Origin of the sequence: Sporosarcina sp. OR05 (assembly GCF_041414805.1) — a bacterium.
Taxonomy (GTDB): domain Bacteria; phylum Bacillota; class Bacilli; order Bacillales_A; family Planococcaceae; genus Sporosarcina; species Sporosarcina saromensis.
Window position 1 is genome coordinate 43486 of record NZ_JANKJL010000010.1, and the last position, 24277, is coordinate 67762.

At 42.1% G+C, this 24277-nt stretch carries 12 protein-coding genes; all 12 read left to right on the plus strand.

Annotation, left to right across the window (positions count from 1 at the left end; genetic code table 11):
- Positions 1-227 precede the first annotated feature (227 nt).
- The 12 genes from NRI27_RS13545 (at position 228) to NRI27_RS13600 (ending at position 24207) form a co-directional block, all read left to right on the plus strand.
- Positions 228-4226: a S8 family serine peptidase gene (locus tag NRI27_RS13545; RefSeq protein WP_371391191.1), complete on the plus strand. Its 3999-nt coding sequence runs from the start codon at positions 228-230 to the stop codon at positions 4224-4226.
- Between the two features lie 316 nt (positions 4227-4542).
- Positions 4543-8271 (plus strand): S8 family serine peptidase, encoded by a 3729-nt coding sequence (locus tag NRI27_RS13550; RefSeq protein WP_483316080.1) that lies wholly within the window; start codon positions 4543-4545, stop codon positions 8269-8271.
- Positions 8272-8878: 607 nt separating this feature from the next.
- Entirely contained in the window at positions 8879-10843 is a 1965-nt protein-coding gene (locus NRI27_RS13555) for an S-layer homology domain-containing protein (RefSeq protein ID WP_371391194.1), read from the plus strand.
- A gap of 169 nt (positions 10844-11012) precedes the next feature.
- Complete coding sequence (locus NRI27_RS13560) at positions 11013-12461, plus strand: S-layer homology domain-containing protein (RefSeq protein ID WP_371391195.1); 1449 nt, start codon at positions 11013-11015, stop codon at positions 12459-12461.
- 68 nt (positions 12462-12529) lie between these two features.
- Entirely contained in the window at positions 12530-14236 is a 1707-nt protein-coding gene (locus NRI27_RS13565) for a DUF4855 domain-containing protein (protein ID WP_371391196.1), read from the plus strand.
- Between the two features lie 281 nt (positions 14237-14517).
- Entirely contained in the window at positions 14518-15975 is a 1458-nt protein-coding gene (locus NRI27_RS13570; protein WP_371391198.1) for an O-antigen ligase family protein, read from the plus strand.
- Between the two features lie 276 nt (positions 15976-16251).
- The gene (locus NRI27_RS13575; RefSeq protein WP_371391199.1) at positions 16252-16890 is read left to right on the plus strand and encodes an S-layer homology domain-containing protein; all 639 of its coding nucleotides are present in this window, start codon (positions 16252-16254) and stop codon (positions 16888-16890) included.
- A gap of 1074 nt (positions 16891-17964) precedes the next feature.
- Entirely contained in the window at positions 17965-20718 is a 2754-nt protein-coding gene (locus tag NRI27_RS13580) for a phosphodiester glycosidase family protein (protein WP_371391200.1), read from the plus strand.
- A gap of 347 nt (positions 20719-21065) precedes the next feature.
- A complete protein-coding gene (locus NRI27_RS13585) occupies positions 21066-21800 on the plus strand; it encodes a hypothetical protein (protein WP_371391201.1) in 735 nt (244 codons plus the stop codon).
- A gap of 143 nt (positions 21801-21943) precedes the next feature.
- Positions 21944-22687, plus strand: a complete 744-nt coding sequence (locus NRI27_RS13590; RefSeq protein WP_371391202.1) for a YveK family protein — start codon at positions 21944-21946, stop codon at positions 22685-22687.
- Positions 22677-23384 carry a CpsD/CapB family tyrosine-protein kinase gene (locus NRI27_RS13595; protein ID WP_371391203.1) on the plus strand — a complete coding sequence of 236 codons (708 nt, stop codon included), beginning with the start codon at positions 22677-22679 and terminating at the stop codon, positions 23382-23384. The genes NRI27_RS13590 and NRI27_RS13595 overlap by 11 nt, the downstream gene beginning before the upstream one ends.
- 49 nt (positions 23385-23433) lie before the next feature.
- Positions 23434-24207 carry a tyrosine-protein phosphatase gene (locus NRI27_RS13600; protein ID WP_371391204.1) on the plus strand — a complete coding sequence of 258 codons (774 nt, stop codon included), beginning with the start codon at positions 23434-23436 and terminating at the stop codon, positions 24205-24207.
- Positions 24208-24277: the final 70 nt, after the last annotated feature.

The window sequence follows — 24277 nt, forward strand, 5'->3', positions numbered from 1 at the left end:
TCTGATTATTAATCATAGGCATTTTGAATTAAAGTGTTGGTTTTATAAGCGTTTGAAGGCATTGAACAGTCAATTATTCTAAAATAACAACTACCATAATAGTAGTATTTTAACAGTATTATAAGAAACATTTAAAAATGGATATGAAGATTTTTACTTTAATGTGCTATATTAATATTGACACGCTAGTTGGACAAGCGTGTAAAAAGGGAAAGGGGAAATGGGAATTGAAGAACAATAATCTTTTAAGGGTCTTCAGAAGCATGATAGCTTTCATTCTCGTTCTCTCATTAGTATTGCCGTTCACGGTTAATGCTAATGCAGAACAGGCGAACCCGTTCAAATCGGGGAGTCAAAGCGAAAGTACAATGCAATTGAAGGCTGCTATTGCTGAGCAGTTAAACTTGGCAAATGGGGGACCAATTCTCCATAAGGACTTGCAAGGGCTATCAGGTGATGAAAGAGTAAATGTAATCGTACATTTATCTGAAAATCCTGTAGCGCTTAAAAAGGGGATTACTGAGCTTGCAGGAAAGAGTTTCTCTGCAAAAGACGCAAGAGAAGTGAAACAAAAAGTCGTCAAACAACAAAATTTGGTTCAAAAAGAAATGGCTAGTTTAAACATCTCGCATGAAATAGATTTTTCTTACAATACGGTATTAAACGGATTTTCAACGTCAGTTAAAGCAGATGATCTCGAGAAGATTCTGTTAGTAAAAGGTGTTACATTAGTAGAACCTGATGCAACAGTTTATGCTTTTGAAGAAAGTAATGCTGTTGCGGATAGTGGCCAAGTAGATGCTGCAATGGCAACAAGCATTGATTTTTTAGGCATTGAACCACTGTGGGCGGAAGGTTATGAAGGACAGGGAATTAAAGTAGCGGTTCTTGATACAGGTATTGACGCTGATCACCCTGACTTTGAAGGGATTTATAAAGGCGGTAAAAACTTCGTTCTGCATACTGGAAACGATTATGCACGTCCACGTGCAGAAGACGATGCTTCAGAAACATCACCATTAGATCGTCCGAATCATCGCCCGGAATTCAATGATCGGGGCAGTTCTTTCTACACTTCTCACGGAACACACGTAGCAGGAACAATCGCAGCTATTGGTGCGAATGAGTATGGTATTAAAGGGATTGCGCCAAAAGTAGATCTATATGCATACCGCGTTCTTGGAGCTTATGGAAGTGGATCCACTAGTGGAATTATTGCGGCAATTGATTATGCTGTAGAGCAAGAAATAGATGTTATCAACTTATCATTAGGTGGTGGAGCAAACTCTGAAACAGATGGGGCTTCATTCGCTATTAACAATGCAATGATTGCTGGCACAATTTCCGTCATAGCAACTGGGAACTCTGGACCTAACCGCGGAACGATGGGGACACCTGCGACATCTCGTTTAGGGATTGCAGTTGGAAATACGACAAATCCTGAAGCGCATTTTGCTGGTGCAGTAACAGTAAATGCAGGGGATTTTAATTTCTCGAAAACAATCGATTTAATGGGAACTACTTTCGGTCAATCACTCGCAGCTCAACTCGAGGGTGAGTTTGAACTAGTTGCAGTTCCTGGAATTGGAGCAATGTCGGACTACGAAGGGCTGGATGTTGACGGGAAAGTTGCGTTAGTATCACGTGGTCAAATTGCTTTTGTTGACAAAATTGAGTATGCAAAAGAGAACGGTGCAGTTGCAATTATCGTTCACAACTTTGCTGGAGGTACAAATGCACCAGATAAATCAAATGTTTTCCTTGGTGATGCATTTGAATTCATCCCTGCATTTGACATGTCTCAAACAGATGGTGATGCAATTCGTGCAGCGCTAGCGGAATCTACAGGCACAGTAACTTTTGGTGATTTTAATCATACAATGACTACTGGTGATGATGTCAACGACTCAAGTTCACGTGGTCCATCCTCACCGAACTTTGACATTAAACCTGATGTAAGTGCACCAGGAACAAATATCATGTCAACAATTCCAATGTATAAAGCGGACTTCCCAGAAGCTACTTATGAACAAGCTTATACACGCAAAACAGGTACATCGATGGCGACCCCACACATCGCGGGAATCGCGGCACTTGTTAAACAAGCGAATCCGACGTGGAACGCATTTGATGTGAAGGTTGCGTTATCAAACACTGCTAAACTTCTTGATACTACTAAATATGACGTGTTCGCTCAAGGAGCAGGTCGCGTGCAAGCATACGCAGCTGCGCATCCAGAAATCCTTGCATATGCAATCGATACAGCGAACAATGATGGGGAATCAGTTGAGAACTTAAAAGGCACAGTAACGTTTGGTCCTCAATCTCTTGAAGAAGACTTATCGGTCACTAAGCAAATCTTAGTCAAAGATATCGCTGGAAATGGCGGAAATTACAATGTAACTGTCGATGTTACAAAGTCATTCGGCGATGCAAAAGTGACAGTTAACCAACCTTCATTCACTTTAGACGGCGAGCTTTTATTGGATGTCACATTAACCGGATCTTCAACAGAGTCAAGTCCTGGAGATGAAATCCTTGGTTATATCCATATTTCTAACGGGGCAGAAGCTAGTGTATCCTTGCCATTTGCTGCTGACTTTGGCGGTGAGGCACCAGTCGAAGTGAAAGATATGGATATTACAGAAACAGATCTAAGTTTTGATGGGGACGGCTTTAATGATGAAGCGATGCTGTATTTCACAATCACAGGAGACGTAGGATTTAACGTTATTGAATTATGGGATATTATGAATCCTGAAGGTGGAGAATTTAGTGATGGCTATATCGGATATTTACATGCCGGTCAATCTCTAGGAGCAGGATCTTATCAACTTCCGATCAAAGGACAATATCGTCCTTGGGATGGATCAGGTCTCACAACGATTCCTGACGGATTATATACAGTCGATTTCACTGCTGAAACCGTTTCAGGTAATCCAGCAGAAATTGGAGATTACGCTGGTCCGATTTTTGTAAAAACAACAAAGCCGGTAATAGAAGGTTCTATAAGTGAAGCTAATATTATTGGAAAAGTAACGGATAAATATATTGAATATATCGAAGAACTAGCTTTATATGGTTTAGATTACGATCTAAATGAGAAACTATCTGCTTCATATGTTATTACGAAAAATGATGTAGCAGGAGAGGCAGTACCATTCCTACTAAATCAAGACGGGTCATTTGATATTGAATTACCTTCAGGTACACTAGGTTTGGAATCTGATAATGTAGAAGTCTCTATTATTGTTGAAGATGCGGCAGGCAACAAAGGAGAAGCATTATTAACAGAAGATGGTAAGGGTACTGAAGTCACTTTATCAGTTGACAAATCTGATTATACTTTAGCTATTGGTAACAAACGTCAAATTAAAGTAACAGAAACTACAACAGAAGCTGGTAAAGAGAGTATCGTAAAAGATGTAACGAATGAAGCAACGTATGAAGTTGCTAATGAAGAAGTTGTATCAGTTGTAGGTGGTGAAATTACAGCACTTGCTTCAGGAAGTACGACAGTTACAGTTAAATACCTTAACTTTGAACCAATTGAAGTGAAAATAACTGTTACAGCTCCGGTTGTTGTACCAGATCCAATTACTCCACCGGTAGATCCAAAACCTGAAGAAAAACCAGATCCTGAAGTTCCAGGAGTTACACCACCTGTTTTCACGGACATTACAAACACATTTGCAGCTAAAGAAATCAACAAACTTGCTGCAATGGGCATCATTCAAGGAAAAACAGAAACAGAATTCGCTCCAAACGCGCAAATCTCTCGTGCAGAATTTGCAGTATTGCTTGCTAGAGCACTAGACCTTGAATTGAAAGATTATGAAGGTACGTTCAGCGACGTCAATACAAGCAAGAAATGGGCGTTTGCTGGCGTTGAAGCAGCTGCTCGTGCAGGAATTATCAATGGTACAGCTGATGGGAAATTCAATCCTGACGCACCAATCAAGCGTGAAGAAATCGCTGCAATGGTGATTCGCGCAATCGAATTCAAGGACAAAGAAAAATTAAATGGCCTTGACACGCCTGCGAACTTTAAAGACCACGGATCCATCGGTGCATTCGCAATCGATTCCGTGTACAAAGCAAACGCACTTGGCGTTGTAAAAGGAACTGAAAACGGAAGCTTCAATCCGAAAAACAACGCAACACGTGCGGAAGCAGCAGTCATGTTGTATCGTGCACTGGATACATTGACGTTAATTAAAGAGTAATAAAACGGGTGCTAAAACCTCTCAAGTTAGAAATAACTTGAGAGGTTTTTATTGATTTTTCTAAGACTGATATTCTTTCACCTGCTAGCCAATTGACAGAACTATTGTTGGAATACTAGCCAAATCGACCTGTTTCTTACTGTAATTTCGATGTTTGTGAAAATGTTTAAATGATTGTAATATTTAACAACTAACTTCTAAGTATTTATGCTATATTAATAATGTAACGCTATTTTGATTAGCGTGAAAAAAACATTTAAGGGGAGGAATGTTAGCGGTGAGAGTAAAAAGGGTACTTTTGCTGACGCTCGTATTCATGCTGTCATTGAGTTCAATGGCTTTTGGCATGGCGGGTACAACAATTGGTGGAAAGGGTGTAAATCAGACAATTCAATTGGACAGGCCAGATCATAAACTTCCAGATCGGTTAATCAGTCCAACGAATCCGAACGAACGCGTTCGAATTATCGTGGAGCTTGAAAAAGCGCCTACTATTGAAAGAGCAACAAAAAGGGGTCTCCTTTATAAGGAGTTGTCAACGACAGAAAGAAATCAATTAGAAGCTACAGTAGAAGCTGACCAAGCGACAGTGCAAGCAAAAGCTGCAAAAGTCGCCCCTACAATTAAGTATCTTGAAAACTTTACAACTGTCTTCAATGGTTTTTCAGCAGAAGTAGACGCTAAATCTGTAGAGATGATTGCCAATCTTGCAGGCGTTAAAGCAGTATACGAGTCTACGGAATACCGAAGACCTGAGGAAAAGCCAGAAATGGTTCACTCCAAAGAGTTGGTCCAAGCTCAACGGGTTTGGAATGACTATGGATATCGAGGGGAAGGATTAGTCGTTGGGGTTATCGATTCCGGTATTGATCCTACTCATCGTGATATGGTTTTAACAGATGAGTCAACAGGGGCTATTACGGAGGAGAAAGTTGCTACTCTATTAGAAAATGGTTCTATTAAAAATGGAATGTACTATACTGCTAAAGTTCCGTTTGGTTATAACTACATGGATGAAGATGATGTAATTTCAGATCTGCCAGATGGATCCATGCATGGTATGCACGTTGCTGGAACTGTTGGAGCAAATGGTGATGAAGAAGCAGGCGGTATTAAAGGGGTAGCACCAGAAGCGCAACTATTAGCACTAAAAGTATTTGGTAACGATCCTGAAAATCCATACACGTATGGTGATATTTACATTAAAGCAATTGACGACTCCATTAAGCTTGAAGCAGACGTCATTAATATGTCTCTAGGCTCAACAGCAGGATTCGTAAATAGCGAAAGTCCTGAGCAGCAAGCAGTAAAGAGAGCAACCGAAAATGGTGTGCTCGTATCTATTTCTGCTGGGAATTCCAATTTGTATGGTTCAGGTACATTCTATCCATACGCTGAAAACCAAGACTACGGTTTAACGGGTTCACCGAGTGTTACACATGAATCATTAGGGGTGGCTTCACTTGAAAACAGTAAGGTGACAGCATACAGCTTCGCTTATCATGTAGATGGAGAAGCAGGTGGACGCGCAATCTATTTATTAGCAAATGATGTAGATCCATCGTTGTTGGAGACAACTACATTTGAAGTCGTTGAAGCGGGATTAGGACAACCCGAAGACTTCGAAGGTAAAGATTTTACAGATAAATTTGCATTGATCTCTCGAGGTGCAATTGCATTTACCGAAAAGGGATTGAATGCACAGGCGGCTGGCGCGGCAGGTGTAATTATTTATAACAATACAGCTGGTACGATTAACATGGTATCCGATCCAGCAATCGTTATTCCGTATATGTCTGCACTTCAAACAGATGGACTAGCGATGAAAGCAGAAATTGACGCAGGTAAAGTAGTTACGGTTGAATTTGACGGTCAATTTCTCGATGCAGCAAATCCAAAAGAAGGTATGATGAGTGACTTTACATCATGGGGACCAACGCCTAATCTTGATTTCAAACCTGAAATTACAGCTCCAGGTGGAAACATTTTCTCTACACTCAATGATAATAAATACGGGTTAATGAGCGGAACTTCAATGGCTGCACCACACGTTGCAGGCGGAACTGCATTGATTTTTGAACGTGTGGACAGTGAATTTGATGTAACTCCGATTGAGCGCGTTCAATTAGCTAAAAACCTATTGATGAACACTGCAAAGCCTGTAGAACTCAACCCGGGTGAATTTGTCTCACCACGTCGTCAAGGGGCAGGGTTAATGCAACTTGCAAATGCATTGAGTACAGATGTAGTCGTGACGAATAGTGTAACTGGAGAAGCGAAAGTTGCGTTAAAAGAAATTGTCGATAACCAATTCACATTTACGCTAACGGCGAAAAACTTCTCTGACGAAGAAAAAACGTATATTGTGAACACGCAAGTTCAAATGGACGTGCCAGAAGATGCAGGTGGCGGACTATTTGTGAACCTGCCAAACAATCCGGACTACGGACAATTTGTATTAGGTGAAGAGGATATTGAGGTTGTAGCTCCTGGATCCGTTACAATTCCAGCGAACGGCACTGCGGACATCACGATATCAGTAGATGTTTCGTTTATCGCCGATCTCTTCAGTTTCATTTATACGAATGGCTTCTTCGTTGATGGCTTTGTTACGTTAACAGATGCTGAAGAAGAAATAACAGGTAATGTTCCGCTAACGGTACCATTCTTCGGATTTAACGGTAGCTGGGATGACGCACCAATATTCGACTACTTCGCGTGGGATAGTATGACTTATTGGGGCTACACAGCGCTTGCAGACGAGCAAGGTTATTTCATTGACGGTGCACAAGACTTTGAGACTGAAGAGGTTGATACGAGTCGTTTTGGTTTCTCACCGAATGACGATGGAATACGAGACAAAGTCATTCCAGTGTTCTCTCTCTTCCGAAACGCAAAAGAATTTAAAGTTGCGATTCTAGATAGTGAAGGAAATGAGATTCGTTTAATCGAAACAGATTCTTATTTGAGAAAACATTACATTTCTAGTGCAACTACACCACCGTTCACATACGATCCGGAATATGGTTGGGATGGAACAATTGAAGGCGAGATTGCAGAAGATGGAGAGTATTTTATCGAAATAAGTGGTGTCATCGATTTTGAAGGTGCAGAATGGCAATCAATTAAGTTCCCAGTGAAAATCGATACAGTTGCGCCAACAGCAAAAGTTTCTTTTGAAAAAGCAAAGAATACTATTTCTATTTCAGAATTCGTGGATAATGAAAACGGAACTGGAGCTGCTTATTGGGAAGTCATCCTAAACGAAGAAGTGATTTCGGATGATGTCCTATTAACTTCAGACGAGCAATTCATCATTGATGGAAAAGTAACAGACAAAGATTCACTTTCAGTTAGAGCGTGGGATGGGGCTATGAACTTTACAGACTACCAAATCGAAATTCCAATTGATTTCGTACCAGGTCCAATTCTTCCACCAGTGAACCCAAGTCCGGAACCAACACCAGAACCAATTAAACCACCTGTTTTTACGGATATTACTAACACATTCGCAGCTAAAGAAATCAACAAACTTGCTGCAATGGGCATTATCCAAGGAAAAACAGAAACTGAATTCGCACCAAATGCACAAATTTCCCGTGCAGAATTTGCAGTATTGCTTGCACGTGCACTCGACCTTCCGATGAAGGACTATGAGGGTACGTTCAGCGATGTCAATACGAGCAAAAAATGGGCGTTCGCAGGCGTGGAAGCGGCTGCACGTGCTGGTATCGTCAATGGTACAGCTGACGGCAAGTTCAATCCTGACGCACCAATTAAGCGTGAAGAAATTGCTGCAATGGTCATTCGTGCAATCGAATTCAAGGACAAAGAGAAGTTAAATGGCCTTGAAACACCTGCGAACTTCAAAGACCACGGATTCATCGGTGCATTTGCAATCGACTCCGTGTACAAAGCAAATGCACTTGGCGTCGTAAAAGGAACTGAAAGCGGCAACTTCAATCCGAAAAACAACGCTACGCGTGCTGAAGCAGCAGTGATGTTGTATCGTGCATTGGATACTCTTAAAATGATTACTGAGTAAATTAGCTCTTTCGAAATGAACTCAGAAAGCTAGAAATGAAAACACCTACCGTTAATAACCATTGACGTGAAGGTGTTTTTACTCTCGTAGTAAGCTATCATGAAAAACAAAATAAGCTAGTGGTCATAGAAGATTATCTACGTTAATGGAGTTTTTCTTGTCTATTTCATGATTATTTCTTCCGGTTATCTTCAATTCTAGTTGACGAACACTAAGTTCACTAAAGTAATTATTACAACTCTACAAAAGAATTTAAAAAAACTAAAAACTTGTTGACAAGTATTAGATTTAATGATAAATTTTATGTAAGATCTCTTTTGAACTTCTCATTCAAAAGAGTACCGAGCAATGTGCGGAAACACGTTGCTCGGGTCCCATTATTTATTGCTAACACTTTCAAATGGCATTGTGTATAAGCCATATTGAAGAGTGTTTTTTATTTTCAATAATAAATTTTAGTAATGATATTTCTCAAACTAGTCAAATTCGCTAAGAACTAAGTGATAAAAGTAGTAGTTAATCTATTACTGTTTTAAGAGTTTAGTTGTATTTAGGTACTAGTTATATTAAACTAGGTAGAAGTTGAAATAATTATAGAGGTGAGAAAATGACGAATAATAGCAAAAAAAGCAAAGTGTTGAAATCAGTCATGATCGGAACAGTAGCATTGACACCTGTTCTTGCTGTAGGACTAAATGCAGAGGACGCGAAAGCTGCAAGTAATACAGATGTAACAAAACTAATTGATAATCTAAATTTAGCTTTTGACAAACTTGATGCAAATACACATCAAAAAGCTTTACGCGATGCTCACAGTGCAATTAAAGGCTATCTAACGCCTTCGCGAGTTGAAATTGAGACAGATAAGCTATTATCTGCTGAAGTAAAAAGTAACCCATCAAGAGAAGAGGCAGCAAGAGAAGTTGTGGGAGGATTAGTCGAGCTATTAGCAGCTTCTACAACAGGTTTTAAACTTAAAGAGGAATTCGAAAACTTCAACTCAGTGGCAACTGATGCCAATATTAAAAAAGCATTTGATAATGACACATTATCAAATGAACTATTTGTAAGTTATCTTGTTGATGTTCAAGCAAACCTCCTTTCTAACATGGAAGGAACAGGCTCTTATAAAGATAAATTCATTAAAGCTTTGAAAGATACGGCTAAATCAAAAGAGAAATATGCGGCTTTAACAATTGCAATTTGGGACTCAGTTGATGTAGATAATGTTGGTACAACTCTTGACTCTATCGTTACTGGAGCAAATGTTCAACCAGAAGCGAAAACAGCATTCGTTGCACTTGCAAAAGAATATAATTTAATCGTCAATCCTCCAGGTTACAATGGCGGCGGCACTGGCGGCGGTGGCGGAGCAGTTCCACCAACAACACCACCAACAGGTGACACAGCAGTGGAAGTTGACGGTTCAACCATCGCTACCAATCCACAAGCAGTAATCGATGCTATCAACAATGCTACTAAAGTTGAAGAGCTAATTATTAAAGTACCAGCTGGTGCAACGGACGTGAATGTTCCGGGAACGATCCTAAATGCACTCGATAACAAAAACAGCAAAGCCGTCGTAACACTTCAATTCGGTACGGTTTCTTACGAATTGCCAGTGAATGCATTTGACCTTTCTGCAGCGGCAACAGATCTTGACGTTGCTTCAGCTGAATTAAGTCTTGTCGTTTCTGTTACTAAAGTGGACAACCCACTAAAAGACAAAGCAGCATACAAAGTACTTGCAGATGCAATTGACTTTGAAGTGAAACTTGTAGCGCCTAATGATAAATCTGTTACATTAAGCGTATTCCCAACACCAATTAAACGTTCATTGCCAGCGGCTTCTACATTGAACCCACTGACAACAGTTGGTGTGACAGTGGATGCAAACGGTAAAGTGACAGCTGTCCCTACATATGTATCGGGTGACAAATCAGCAAACCTATACCGTTCTACTAACTCCGTGTACACGTTGATCGAGTACTCTAAGTCTTTCGCTGATCTAACAGGTGGAACAAGCTGGGCTGGCGAGTATGTTGACAAATTAGCTTCCCGCATGGTTGTTAACGGAAAAACTGACACAACATTTGCACCGACGCTAAAAATTACACGCGGTGAATTTGCGGCAATTCTTTCTCGTGGACTAGGAATTGTTGCGGTGGATCCTGCAGGAACATCTTTCAAAGATGTTTCAACAAAGCAAGCATTTAACCAAAATGGTGAGATTTCTGCTGTTGTTGAAGCGGGAATCGTTACAGGGTACAAAGACGGTACTTTCCGTCCGTACGAAGAAATTACACGTGACCAAGCGGCAATCATGATCAGCCGTGCAATCGACTATGTCGGTGCAGATAAAGTCACTTTTGATAAGAAAAAAGCGTTGACTGCTTTCAAAGACAACAAGCAAATCGGTGCTGCTTCACGTAATCACGTTGAGCGCGTTTACCAAGCAGGTTTACTAGATGGTTACCAAGATGACACATTCCGTCCAAACGCAGATGCGAACCGTGCGCAAATGGCAAAAATCATTTATAACTTCTTGGCAGAAATTGAGTTTATTAACTAATTCATGAAACGATTCAGCCTTCCCGAGCGTCTAACCTTGGGGAGGCTTTTTTTGTGGGAATTTTAAAAACTAGATTACGAGTTTCCGTGAATCTATACCAGTTGATTTCCAAATACATCTTTTCAAACATATCCAACTATAGTAGTCTAATAGTAAGGAGGAATTTTAGATGAAAAAATACCTATCTTTCTTTGTAATTGCCACGGTTTTCATGACAAGCTTCATAGGTTCTGCAAAAGCGGAGTCTTTTACAGATGTCAGCACCTCGTATCCGTTTTACGAACATATTCACTACTTGACCGAACAAGGCGTTATCAAAGGCTACGAAGGTAATCGTTTTGGCCCGACGGAAGAAGTGACGCGCGCAGCAGCTGCAGTTATGATTGCGCGAGCTCTTGGCTTGCCAACGGAAAAGAAACAAACGATTTTTAAAGATGTGAGCAGTCAAAGTTTTGCCTCGGGAGCGATCCAGTCTGCAAACGATGCCGGCATTATCCAAGGATACACGGATGGTACATTCGGACCGGATAAGATCGTGACGCGTGGTGAAATGGCGATTTTCCTTTCACGCGCTTTTAAAATGAAAGACGAAGAACCGATGACGTTCAAAGACGTTCCTGTCAGCTCTGCAGGATACGCGTACATCTCGAAAGTCATCGCGGCAGGTGTGACACAAGGGTATTCAGAAACGGAATTCCGTCCGAATGAACCCGTTACACGCGCGCAATTCTCTGCATTTCTTGCGAGAGCAACGAACGAAGCACTTCGTTTAACCGTATATGCATGTGGCTACAATCCGGCGTCTAACGTGAACCCGGACAAGCAAACACTCAACTGTCTCGTCACAAAAGCGGCACGTAATTCGGACATCCCACCTGAAATTGCAAAGGCAATCGTTACAGTAGAAAGTGATTGGACGCATTTCCTAAACAACGGCGAGCCGCTAATTAGTGAAGATGGCGGTATCGGACTTATGCAAATTACAAATCGACCAGGATTTGACGTGGAAAAGCTTAAGTACGACATTACGTACAATATCGAAGCAGGTATCCAACTTCTTGCTGAAAACTTCAAACGGCTGGACCTACCGAGCATCGGAACGAAAGACCGTTCCACACTCGAGCATTGGTACTTTGCGGTGATGGCTTACAACGGAACAAAACCGGTCAATAGTCCATTTTATAGCGCGACGGGGGAAAGAAATCCGAACGCTTACCAAGAAAAAGTCTATCGCAACATAAGCAATGGTATGTTGACGACAAACATTACAGCGATTGACATGACAAGTGATGATTTCACATATGACGGATCCACAACAGCGAATATCCAATTCAATAAAAAGACCTTTGCAATGAAAGGTGAAGGAACAAAGTCGGCTGAACTTCTTGCAAATGGAGATACCGTGAACTACACCGGAAAAGGTCTTCGCTCCAAGCCGAGCACAGCAAAAGATTCGATTGTGACAGTTACATCAGGAAACACTTACACCATTCTTGGAGGACCCGTCTATGACGAAAATCCAGTATCAAACAACCATTTTGTATGGTATCCAGTGAAAACACTACACAATGGGAAAACGATCACAGGATACATTGCGACACCGTACATTCATAAGTAAAGATGCAAGTATTAGTAGAGGGAAAATGATTTGCCTCTTTGTCTTCAACAGACAGAAGGAGAAGTGGAATGAAAAAGTATTTGAAACAACTCAGTGTCCTCATCGCCATGGTGTGCCTCTTTATTGTGACGGCAACGACAGCACAAGCTTCTACATTTAAGGATGTAACTTATAAGTATTGGGCATATAAAGATATTCAATTCGTAGCACAAAATAATGTCATCCGCGGGTTCGCGGATGGCAATTTCCGACCTGGTTATGCGATTTCAAGAAAAGACGCGGCAGTCATGATGACGAGAGCACTTGATCTGTATTCGCTAGAAGACAGGCCGACACCTGTTGAAGATTTGCTGCCAACATCACCTGGATACAATGAAATAATGATCGCGCTTGAAAACTATTGGTTGTCACTCGATAAAGGGCAGTTCAACCCTGATGCCCCTTTAACGAGAGACGAAATGTCCAAAATGCTCGCAACAGCCTATGCATATGAAGGAAAAGGGTACAGCGAATTCTCGGATGTGCCAATTGAAGATCCGTATTATCGGTTCATTGACGCCATTGCTTTTCATGACGTGACGACAGGTTATAACGATGGTTCGTTCCGACCAAAGGAAACTGTGACTCGTGCACAATTCAGTGCATTTCTTTCAAGAGTGTACCAACAGCCTGTTGCGTATGAAGTACGAAATGCTGGAGAAGTCATTGACGTTGTTTCATCTGTAGATGATGCAGTTGAAAAGGTTGCATATTACCCTGAAGGAACAATCCACCCACAAAGTAATGAATTCGTCGAGTATTCGCAAACAATCGCATCTGCGGATAAAACGAACTTGAAAAGTGGAGCGCTCATTTATAATGGCTTTAAAGAAATTGAGAATTTCACCCCACAATTTTTCAGCCATTACTTAAAAACAAAGCCTGTCAATGGTATTCAACAAGATATGTTCGAGACGTTTGTCATTCTTGGATTACGTTACAATGAAAATAGCGATCAATTCGTAGACGGACCATCGAATCATGCAAATTATGAAGACTGGAAAACATACATCGACCGTACATTTAACGCAGACGGAGCGATCCAAAACTTGAACACTGCCGCAAAATGGGCAAATCGCAAAGTCGATGTGTACGTAGCCATCCCTTATCCAAAACGGAACGAAGCCATCATCAATCTGAACGGGGATGAAGTTGGTAGTGATGTCTACGCACGATATGATCTGGCCAACTGGTATGTTAAAGAAGTGCTGAAGGAATTTGAAAATGGACAATACGACAACATCAACTTCAAAGGCTTTTATTGGCTGAGTGAAACGGTCCGTACCGTCGATGACGAAGTAATCATCTCGTCTATCTCAAGCTTGTTGAAAAAGCATGACAAATTCTTTATTTATTCGCCTCATGCCACTTCAACAAACTTTTACAAATGGAAAGACTATGGATTCGATGCTGCATTCCTTCAACCGAATGCATTCAGAGCCACTACGCCGAATAAAGAAGAACGTCTTCATCGGGCATTTTTGAACGCGCAAATTTACGGTACAGGCATCACAATTGAAATCGACTCCTACCATATGGACAAAGCCGAACAAGGCGTAGAAGCATTTGACCTCTACATGGATATATCCAAACGGTACGGCCTCGACGAAAAAGGCATGATGTTCTACCAAGGCACCAACATGGTCGAACGAATGGCTACCTTCGATCACCCCGTATACAAACGCTGGTATGAGCAACTGACAGAAACATTCTTCAATAAAGACTCTATAGAATAAGAGGAGCGGACACCCGCTCCTCTTTCTCATGAATCCTTTCACAAGTTAAAACGTCTATACATAGGAAGTACTGTAGTTTTATAGTTATTCCCGTTTCGGGCAGATTTTCTTTCAATAATGCCGCTCATATTCCTGCACCCGCGGAAAGCGTGCGCCGAAACGCAAGTCAACGGAATTTCTGTAATCTATTGGGTAATCAACACATCCAAAAATAAACTCCCGACAAGTCCAACCACTGTGTTATAATCGTAACGTGAAAGAACTATAGAAAGGGTTATTCCATGAATTTCAACTTACGCCTAAAAGAAATGGCCGTGCCCCTACTCGGAATCCTGCTACTCGCAGTGGCACTCGTCATCCCAAATACACTGATCGCCTATGCGATTACACTTTTACTTGCACTTGCAGCACTCCTTAAACCAAAACAAGGCATCTTGTTCTTATTAATCTATTTCCCGTTACGTTCATTCTTAATCGAAGTGAATCCAGCACTCAAACTGATCGGTGACTTGATCATCGTCTTCGCATTCCTACGCGTTGTCTGGGATGCTCGCAAAGATTGGAAATCCATCTTCCGTTTTGAAGTATTCGAATGGGCATTTATCGCATTTATCCTACTAGGCGTCATCTCGGCATTTTTGTCCGACGTCATGACAACAGCAATCATTTTCCAAATCCGTGCGTTCGTCATTATGTTCCTCCTATTATATATCGTCAAAAGACTCGATATTACCAAACAGGACATTTTGAACTTCTTGTACGTCACGTTGTTCGTCACCGTCGTGCTCATCGTCCAAGGGTTAGTTGAAAAAATGAGCTTACGAACAGCACTCATGCCTGAAAGCTGGGTCAATCGCCAACTCTCAGCAAACAATCGAAGCCGAATTTACGGGCTCGTCAACAATCCTAACGTGCTTGCCGTCTATTTCACGTTTACAGGTTTGCTCATTTACTACCTAAAAACAATGCTGCCGAAGTCAAAATGGCAATGGGTGCTTAACATCATCCTTGTCGTTCTAGCGGGAACATGGATCCTAACATACAGCCGTGGCACATGGATTGCCTTTGCAATCGCACTCGCAATTTACTTCCTCTTCACAAGAAATTGGAAGTTTGTTCTGAAAACCGCTGTTGCACTCGGACTCGGATTCATTTTAATCACAGTTCCAGTAACGAAAACAGCGCATTGGGTTAGCTCTAACACAACTGTTGGTGACGTGGAACGGACAGGCCCGGCTGAACCAGGCGAAAGCTTTGCCGTCGAGTCGACGCGTATTAAAGAAACATTCAACACAGACACGTTCGAAAAGAGTAAAACGACCGGCCGTCTATTCATCGTCTATAAGGGCTTTGAGATTTTTAAGGATTACCCGGTCATCGGTACTGGTTTTGGGACATTCGGTGATTCAGCATCGAAAGTCTACTCATCACCGTACTACAGCCATTATGATGTGCAGTTCAATATTTATTCCGACAATCAATACATTCAAGTGATCACGCAAACCGGCGTCGTCGGCGTCATCTTGTTTGCGGTCTTCCTACTAGGAATGCTCGTCCTCTTCTGGAAAGGACGCAAGCAATCCGAGAAAGCAATCCCACTACTCGCAATGCTCATTGCTGTGTATTGGTGCGGCTTCATCTACAACATTTGGGAAGACAAGACATTCACACTTTATTTCTTCATCCTGACAGGCGCATTCCTGGCAGTGACAAGTAAGAAAACAGCAGCTGTGAAGTAAGTGAAAACCGCCCTGTTCTGTAAAGCAGAATGGGGCGTTTTTTTCATGGGTATATCTTTGTAAATTTGATCTGCGCTTCAGTCGGACGCTTTCCTGGGGGCGTTTTGTATTACCGTTGCTCCTAACGCTACGCTTTTACTCGCAAAAGCCGTTCTGTGTGAGAGTATGGATTGCAGGCTGAATTCAGCTTTGTGTTACGAAGTTTGAATATCTTTCTAAGTGGTAGAGTTGAATAGAGTGATAGGTCGAAATTCTACTACATAGGAGGAGAGGCGTATGCGGAACAAATTATTTGTGGCGGCAGTAGCAGCAACGACAATCGTGCCAGCCGTCGTTGCACCTATGCAAACAGAGGCTGCACAGCAAACTTTTAAAGACGTACCCGACAACTACTATGCACACACGGAAATTACGAACTTGGTCGATCGCGGCATAATCAAAGGATTTTCCAACAACACATTCAAGCCGGAGCAACAAGTGACACGGGCAGAATTTGCTACCATCTTAGCAAGAGCTCTGGACTGGCCAGCAGCCGACAGCAACTTTAAAGATGTTAGCAAAAGCTCCGCACTCTATGATGGCGTATCTCGTGCCCACAACGCGACAATCGCTAGAGGGTTCGCAGACGGTACATTCAAACCGAACAAGCTTGTCACAAGGGAAGACATGGCCGTCATGATCGACCGCGCCATGCAACTGAAAGCACCTTACACATACACGAAAGAACTAGACTTCACAGACAGTCATAAAATCGGAGCCTACTCCAAAACAGCCATTGAACGTCTCTATTACTACAACGTCATGGGTGCCTATACCGGCACAAACTTTGAAGGCGACACACCAGGAACCCGAGCAGAAACCGTCCGTACCATCTACAACATGCTCAAAGTCTTCGACAACTCATCATTTGAATAAACAATAAAAGGATCGCAATCTGGTTTGTATCCTAACCTGATTGCGACGCCTTTTTAATAGAGAAGTATAGGTGATTTTACTATTAAAACCTATCTATCTGCCCGTCATCTGCAAATTCTACGACTCGCGGTAAATTAGAACCCATCTAATTGCCCGTCACTCCTAATTTTCCTGACTTACGGTCAAATAGGACCCATCTAATTGCCCGTCACTCCTAATTTTCCTGACTTACGGTCAAATAGGACCCATCTAATTGCCCGTCACTCCCAATTTTCTCGACTCACGGTCAAATAGAACTCATCTAATTGCCCGCGCCCTCCACTTTGCATCACTTTCGGGAAATTAGACCAAATCTATAAACCTGTGTACAGCATTTTCCTCTCTCCAGTGGTAACGAATGAATAAAACACCGCATCAATCCAGCAAATACCGCATACTCCATAAGAACACGGCATTAATCCCTCCAATCTCAGCATACCTTCGCCGAACACGGCAAAAATCATAAAAACGCCGCATAACTCCTCCGAACACCGCATATCTCCAAAAGCGATACCCGCTCCGTCAATTAAAACATAAGAGATCTAGATTGGTAAATTGCATTCGGCGCGAAAAGAACTTCCTATGATTCTCAAACACCCGCGGTATTAAAACATGCACCTAGAGTAACTCGAGTGGTTCGGTGAAGCTTCTTAAAATTAATAGCCACATGTAAGAGAGAAGATCATAATTTGCTTTACTTCTGTCTAAAGAAGAGAAATCTTATGATTATTTCTTCCTGTTTTTTACAATGACAACTAGAATTGAAGCGCAAGGCGGCGACTCCAGCGGGAACAGCGCGAGCTGAAGACCCTGGACTGAGCGAAGCGAGGGAAGCGGCTGAAGCCGTGCCCGCGGAACGCGTCCGCCTGGAGCGAAAATCCATTTAAGAAGCCACTTCATAACAAACTCTTATTCCCTGACGTCCCTTTCGGGACCCCTAGTCAAATAGAACGAAAATCCCCAACAACTCTAGCAATCATAGAGTTTCAGATTATAATGGACTTACAACAAATAACAACAAAGGGGAATGAAGCATTGCAAAAACGTACATACCTATCGAAACTCAGCATCCTACTTCTCGTGATCTTCCTATCCATTCCAACCGTCACACAAGCAGCCACGGACGAAAAAACAAAAATATCCGAAGGCGTACACTATGAATATACGAACAAAACCATATCCGGGTACCCCCAAGCACTACGCAATCTCGTCGTAGACTTGAACAATCCTTACACAACAGTGGATGTCGGCTATCCAACGCCGCTAAACAAACTATCACGCACAACCGTCCAGGCGAACGCCTACACAGGACCCGGCAAACAAGTCGCAGGTGCTATTAACGGCTCCTTCTTCTGGTCTAGCGATCAAAACTACCTACCTATGTACCTGATTGCCTATCGTGACCGACTCATGAACGCGGGTATTATCGCAACAGGTGCTGACCAATACGTCAATAAACCGATCGCATTCGGAATCGACAAAAACGGCAAAGGGAAAATTGAGCCGTACAATTTGCATCTATCATTCAACCATAACGGCATAGACTATCCGATTACATCGACGGACAAGCACCGTTCGAATGACAATTTGATTCTGTACACGCCATTGTTCCCGAAAACGACAACGGAAACAAACGCACTCGGTATGGAACTTGTCATTGAAAACGTCACAGGCGGCACAGCCCTCAACTTCGGTGAAACCGTCACAGGGACTATCACGAAAATTCGTCAACGCAATGATGCTCAAGCTTCAACGATCCCGAAAGATGGATTCGTCCTATCCGCTCACGGTGAAGCGATGCAACTCATTAAAGACATTGGTATCGGTGAAACGATCTCCATCAAAACGGATATCGACGAGCAATGGAAAGGCGCATCGTTCATGCTTACGTCAGGACCTGAACTCGTCAAAAATGGTCGTGTCGATCTTGGCATTGATCCGAATAGCAGCCGTGCAAAAGAACGTGCACCGCGTACAGCAATTGCCATTGATCAAACAGGCACAAAAGTATTCATGGTCACAGTCGATGGCCGACAAGCAGGCTACAGCAAAGGGATGAACTTGCAAGAGTTCGCGGAATATCTTGTCTCTCTCGGTGCTTACCAAGCGCTGAACCTAGACGGTGGCGGTTCTACAACAATGGCCGTCCGTAAACCGGGTGACTACAACGTCTCCTTGTACAACAAACCGTCTGACGGCATCGAAAGAATTGTCTCTACATCCCTATTTGCAGTTTCGACAGCACCAGCAGGCACACCGACAACAGTCGGTGCAACACTTGCGAAACCTGGTGTCTATTTAAAAGGGACAAAAGGATCGATTGTAGTAGATTACGTGATGGACAACTACTACAACCCCGTCACATTCGACAAAAAAGACATTACAGTCAGCTCTCCACAAGGGCTAATCACACCGAACGGACTCAGCTTCACAGCACAAAAAGCAGGAACGGGTGCCATCAACGTTAAATACAACACAGCAACGTCAACCATCCCGTTTGAAGTCGTTGAATCGATTCATACGGTAAAACCATCGAGCACATCCGTTGAAGTGCGCGCAGGTGAAAAGAAGACGATGACTGTGAAAGCATTTGATAGCAAGAATCGCGAAGTCATTTTCGACCCATCGTTAGTGACGTGGAGTGCGTCCGCAAACATTGGAACAATCTCCGCAGCTGGTGTCTTCACTGCAGCAACCAAAGACGGCACCGGAACGATCACTGCGACTCTCGGTGGTAAAAAGGTGACCATCCCTGTGACGATTACAGGAGAATATGTCCGCGCTGATAATATGGACTCACTCGACAATTGGTCAGTCGACTATACGAACGCATCGGCATCCCTTTCAATGAACGATAAGAAAGAGCCAGCTTTTGAAGGAAGCGGTGCAGTGAAGCTTTCTTATGACTTTACAGGGACAACGGGTACATCTGCAGCATACATCGTAGCGAAAAAACCTATCAAACTAGCAGGATCACCGGCTAAATTGTCCGCACGTGTCTATGGAGATGCAGGTAACACATGGCTCCGTGGCCGTATTCAGGACGCTGCTGGCAAAGAATTCACGATCGACTTCACACCGGAAAACGGTTTGAAATGGCGTGGATGGAACTATGTGACCGCGACAATACCAGCGGGCACAACAGGTGACCTTTCATTAAAACAAATCTATATTGCACAACCGACTGACAGCTTAAAAACAGCAGGTAGCATTATGATTGACGATGTGAAAGCAATATTCAATGCTAACTACAAAGAAGCATTGTTCAAAGATACAGGTTTGACGTTCCGTGCAGAAAAAGAAATTACTGCACTCGTTAATGATGGTGTCATCGCCGGATATGCAGACGGTTCATTCGGTCCGTATCAAGAGTTGACGAGACAGCAAGCAGCAATCTTACTTGCGCGAGCACTCGATTTGCCGCTTGATAACGTCAAAGATCCTGGCTTCCAAGACATGGCACCGACAATGACGTTCTACAAAGAAGTGGCGGCTGTCGCAAATGCAGGCATTATCCAAGGGAAAGACAAAGGAAAACGATTCGACCCGAATGGCAAACTGACGCGCGCTGAAATGGCAGCGATCTTACAACGCGGCTTCAAACTACCGTTAAGTGATAAAAATCATTTTACGGATAGTGGCGGTAGCTTTGCGAAAGATGCCATCAATTCACTTGCATATAACAACATTACACAAGGTATCGGTAATGGGAAATTCGGACCGGCACAAAATATTAGTAGAGCTGATTTCTCTGTCTTCTTACATCGAACACTATTAATAAAAAAGTAGAATTTAAAGCTTTGAGATTGCAGAAAATTGTGGTACAATGGTCGTGTAGAGTTTTTCCTTTTACCTTATAGAAAATATTTTTAAGTGGCCTTGGTTGATGGAGCGGGAAATCTGCGGAGAATTTTTTCTCCGCAGATTTTTTTTGCCTTTTACTGATTTACACATAGGTGAAAAACTTGATGAAATCGGTAAGAGACTTTAGATTTATACAGGTTATCTATTAAAATATGTGACTGTCGTTATAAGTTATTATGAATAATAAGTAAAAGGAATTATAAATGAGGTTCACTTACGTGTATGTTCATGGTAAACTATCAAAAGATTTGAATGACTAAAAGGAGAAAACGATGAAGAAAAAGTTTAAAATTGCATCCATTATATTGGGCATTACTGTACTATGTGCGGCAGGCTACATCCTTTACATAATGAAATTTAAAGAATACGACGTAGCTGACGAGTCAGTGGACGAAATCATCGGGGAAACATTTGAAATTGAATTGCCAGATGGATCGAAAATTACATTGAACGAAGACGGAGAAGTACTTGAAGATGCAAGTACAGTAACCGACAGTACATCGGAAGACAACGAAACGACGAGTTCAACAGATAGTACGATATCAACTACGAAAAACGATGGCAACGTAGTGACGTCGACGCAGCCGGCTGGCACAACTACGAAGCCAACACCTAAACCTACTCAACCATCTACACCGGGCAACGAGGAAGCAAAGCCGACGGTTTCATCCATTAAAGAAAAGTACACACCTGCGTTCCATGCGTTGGAAGGGCAAGCCGATACTAAATTAAATGCACTCGTCGGTCGCGCGAAAAACGAATACCTTTCAAAAAAAGATAATGGCGAGAAAATCGATTATGGCTATTTCTATAATAAATATACGAGTGCAGCCGCTGAACTAGAAGGGCGGACAGACACCGTATTCACAGGTGTCTTAAAAGCTGTCGAGAAGGATCTCGAAAAAAACGGCTATGACAAATCGGACGCCAACAGTTTTGTAGAGCAATACAATGCACATAAGAAAAGTCGAAAAGATTCACTTATGAAAAAAGTGACAGGGTTATAAATAATACAAACCCGCAAAGTTTTACAACTTTCGGGTTTATTTATTACTATTTTTATGAATTTGCGAAAAATGTCGTATTAAATATGCTATACTTTTTTGTAGAGTTGCTATTGTCATAGTTTTTGAAAAGGAGAACAGCTTACATGGAAGAAACAATTAGTCTTCAAGACTTGTTCAGTACATTAAAAAAGAGAATCGTGCTCATTATTACTACAGTTATGATCGCTATAGGGTTAGCCGCTATCGTTAGCTATTTTTTCTTAACGCCGATTTACCAGGCTTCCACTCAAATTCTCGTCAATCAGCAAAAGTATGAACAAAACCAATTCAACACACAAGAAATACAAGCCAATTTACAGCTCATCAATACATATAACGTCATTATTACGAGCCCAGCTATTTTGACAAAGGTCATCGAAATTTTAGACCTGGAAACAACACCAGTTGAGCTGAAAAGTAAAATCACTGTAAACAGTGCGCAAAACTCCCAAGTTGTAAACGTTACTGTGCAAGATACCGAATCATTTAGGGCTGTAGATATTGCGAATACAACAGCAGAAGTATTCCAAAATGAAATTAAACAATTGATGAATGTCGATAACGTCAACATTTTGTCATCCGCTGTGAACAGTGAAAATCCAACACCTGTCAAACCACAAAAATTATTAAATATAGCGATCGCTGCTGTAGTTGGACTAATGATTGGTGTCGGACTCGCTTTCCTTTTAGAGTATTTGGATACGACGGTTAAGACTGAACAGGATGTTGAAGAAATAGTCGGATTGCCGTTACTAGGCATCGTAAGTAGATTACCAGATGAAGAACTGATGGCGACCGCGACTAGAAGAAAGACGCAGCGAAGTAAGGGAGAAGCATATGTTCAATAAACGCAAACTGAGAAATTTACAGAAATCTGCCCGTAGTCTAATTGCTCATGACAATCCGAAGTCGATTGTTTCCGAGCAATTCAGAACGATTCGCACAGGTATCGACTTTTCACTTCCGGATAAAGAACTTGAGACACTTCTCATCACTTCCTCAGCTCCAGGTGAAGGGAAATCGACTGTTTCTGCAAACACGGCAATTGTCTTTGCTCAAAATGGTAAAAAAGTATTGCTAGTGGACACCGACATGCGTAAGCCTTCCGTCCACTATACATTTGCGCTTCAAAACACGATGGGCCTTACAGATGTGTTAGCCAAAAAAATGACGCTTCAAGAAGCAGTTCGAGCAATAGACATAGAGAATCTTGATATCCTCACATGTGGACCGTTACCGCCTAATCCTGCGGAGTTGTTAGGTTCAAAGGCGATGGAAGCGCTCATTGAAGCGATGAAAGAACAATATGATCTCATTGTTTTTGATACGCCTCCAATTCTTTCTGTTACAGATGGCCTTGTACTAGCAAACAAATGTGATGGGGTTATCGTGGTTGTGCGTTCAGGCAAAACTGAAAAAACGAATATCGTTAAGACGAAAGAAGCGCTTTTACAAGCTAAAGCGAATATTTTTGGTGTGGTCTTAAATGATTTTGAACTGACGAAAGATCATTATTACTATAATTACTATGGGGTAGACGAGTAAAAGGGGGAAATCTCTTTTGCTCGTTTTCCATTTAAAAGGAGGACTACCAATGATCGATATACATTCTCATATTTTATGGGGAGTAGATGACGGACCAGATTCAGTAGAGGGTTCATGGCGAATTGTAATGGATGCTTTACAAGAGGGGATTACCAAGATCATTGCTACCCCCCATGCATACAATCCCCACTATGATGTCTCGGCAGAGGTAACGAAGGCGAAAGTAGCGGAACTGTCCAATCTGCTTACAAAAGAGGGAGTACCACTTACCGTTCATACGGGACATGAAGTACGCCTACATGAGAACCTATTAGACAATTTGAAGTCTGGCAAGCTATTAACCCTTGCAGATACGAAGTATGTACTGCTGGAGTTGCCTTCCCAAACGGTACCGTTGTATACGGCGAATGTGGTAGAACAGCTTGTAGCGGAAGGGTACGTACCGATTATCGCACATCCTGAAAGGAACAAAGCAATCGCCGAAAAGCCGGAGCGATTACAAAGGCTCATACGGCGTGGAGCACTTGCGCAAATTACAGCAGGAAGTGTATCCGGTCACTTTGGAAAAGGGGTACAAAACTTGTCACTTCGTCTCATTGAAGCGAACTGTATCCATACATACGGATCAGATGTGCACAATTCTGAGACAAGACCGCTCCTATTCGACAAAGGTTTACAAGTGTTGGAAAAGAAAAGGCATACTGAAATAATAGAGGTTCTACTAGAGAACAATGAACGCCTAATTCAGGATCGCCAATTAATCCATTTGGAAATGGATGAGGTACGCAGGAGACAATGGTGGCAAGTAGGCATGAAGATTTAACAGCAAGATGCTTTTAGTGTAATGAAAACAGTAAGGTTCTAGTGTTGGTGAATAATTCGAACAAAGTGAA